This window comes from Streptomyces sparsus (genome assembly GCF_054776295.1).
Window position 1 is genome coordinate 1 of sequence record NZ_BAAHCA010000834.1, and the last position, 2,182, is coordinate 2,182.

Consider the following 2,182-nt stretch of genomic DNA (forward strand, 5'->3'; position numbering starts at 1 on the left):
AGGTGCGGGAGTCGGTCGCCGGGCTGCGCGAGCAGGCCGACGAGGAGATCGCCGTCCTGCGCCGCGCCGCGGAGCACGCGGTGGCGACGCTGCGCCGGGACGCCGAGGAGGAGACGGACGCCGCGAAGTCGCTCGCCGAGCGCACGGTGTCGGAGGCCATCGCGGAGGCGGAGCGGGTGCGCTCCTCCGCGGAGGACTCGGCCGAGCGGGCGAGGGCGGAGGCCGACCGGGTACGGGACGAGGCCCGCAAGGACGCGTCACGCAAGCTGGCGGACGCCGCCGAGCAGGCGGACCAACTGGTGGCCAAGGCGCAGGAGGAGGCCCTGCGCACGGGTACCGCGGCCGAGGAGCAGGCCGACACCATGGTGGGTGCGGCCCGCCGGGAGTCGGAGCGTCTGCTGTCCGAGGCGCGCGGGGAGAGCAGCGACCTGGTCGAGAAGGCGCGGCGGGACTCCAACACCATGCTGGAGGAGGCACGTCGGGACGCGGCCGCGATACGCGAGCGGACCGAGGAGCTGCGTACGCGGGTCGACGGTGAGGTGGAGGAGCTGCACGAGCGGGCCCGCCGGGAGTCCGCCGAGGCGATGAAGTCCGCGGGTGAGCGGTGCGACAAGTTGGTGGCGGCCGCCGAGGAGCAGTTGACGAAGGCTCAGAAGAAGGCAGCCGACATGGTTTCGGAGGCCAGCGCGGAGGCGGGCAAGGTGCGGATCGCCGCGGTGCGCAAGGCCGAGAACCTGCTGAAGGAAGCCGAGCAGAAGAAGGCGGCCATTATCAAGGAGGCCACCCAGCTGCGTACCGAGGCTGAGCAGGAAGCCAAGACCATGGTCGAGGAAGGCAAGCGGGAACTCGACGTGCTGGTGCGGCGTCGGGCGGACATCAACACCGAGATCTCCCGTGTCCAGGACGTTCTTGAGGCGTTGGAGTCCTTCGAGGCTCCGGGGGCCGGTGGCGGCAAGGGCGCGGCCGGCGGCGCCAACGGGGGCGTCAAAGCAGGTGCCGGCGCCGGCACCACCCGGTCGAGTGGCAAGTCTGCAGACAGTTAGTCACTCGAACGAGCGCATCGCGACGGACATTCTCCATATCAAACCGGCATCCCCTCGTTGACACGCCGTCCTGGCCCCTAGGATTCCCTCTATCACCTCACCGGTCTCATTCGACAGGAACCCCATGAGCGACACTTCCTCTCCATTCGGCTTCGAGCTCGTGCGCCGTGGTTACGACCGCGGCCAGGTGGACGACCGCATCACGAAGCTCGTCGCCGACCGTGACAGTGCACTGGCCCGCATCACCTCTCTGGAAAAGCGCATCGAGGAGCTGCACCTCGAAACGCAGAACGCCCAGGCTCAGGTCAGCGACGCCGAGCCGTCCTACGCCGGGCTGGGCGCGCGGGTCGAGAAGATCCTCCGCCTCGCCGAGGAGGAGGCGAAGGACCTGCGGGAAGAGGCCCGCCACGCCGCCGAGCAGCACCGCGAGCTCGCCGAGGGCGCCGCCCAGCAGGTCCGTGACGACGCCGAGGCGTTCGCCAACGACCGCCGTGCGAAGGCCGAGGACGAGGGCGTCCGGATCGTCGAGAAGGCCAAGAGCGAAGCCTCCCAGCTGCGTTCCGACGCCGACAAGGACGCCCAGTCCAAGCGCGAGGAGGCCGACGCCCTCTTCGAGGACACCCGCGCCAAGGCCGCCCAGGCCGCCGCCGACTTCGAGACCAACCTGGCCAAGCGCCGGGAGCAGTCCGAGCGTGACCTGGCCTCCCGCCAGGCCAAGGCGGAGAAGCGTCTCGCCGAGATCGAGCACCGGGCGGAGCAGCTGCGCCTGGAGGCCGAGAAGCTGCGCACCGACGCCGAGCGCCGCGCCCGCCAGACGGTGGAGACCGCGCAGCGCCAGGCCGAGGACATCGTCGCCGACGCCAACGCCAAGGCCGACCGCGTCCGCAGCGAGTCCGAGCGGGAGCTGGCGGCGCTCACCAACCGCCGCGACAGCATCAACGCCCAGCTCACCAACGTCCGCGAGATGCTGGCCACGCTCACCGGTGCGGCCGTCGCCGCGGCCGGCCAGCCGGCCGACTCCGACGAGGGCCTGTCGAAGGGCGTTCCGGCCCAGCAGTCCCGCTAGTCACCCGGGGGCCCGGCTCGCACCTGCGAACCGGCCGACCCGAGCGCCGCTGCCCGGCGCCGCCACGGCGGCG

Annotated in this window: 1 protein-coding gene and 1 pseudogene; both read left to right on the forward strand. The window is 71.7% G+C overall.

Features of this window, described 5'->3' with window-relative positions; all coding sequences use genetic code 11:
- Positions 1 to 1,043 (forward strand): annotated as a pseudogene (locus tag ACYVE9_RS23955) (hypothetical protein); the annotation flags it as partial.
- A gap of 124 nt (positions 1,044 to 1,167) precedes the next feature.
- Positions 1,168 to 2,109: a cellulose-binding protein gene (locus ACYVE9_RS23960; protein WP_461029974.1), complete on the forward strand. Its 942-nt coding sequence runs from the start codon at positions 1,168 to 1,170 to the stop codon at positions 2,107 to 2,109.
- Positions 2,110 to 2,182: the final 73 nt, after the last annotated feature.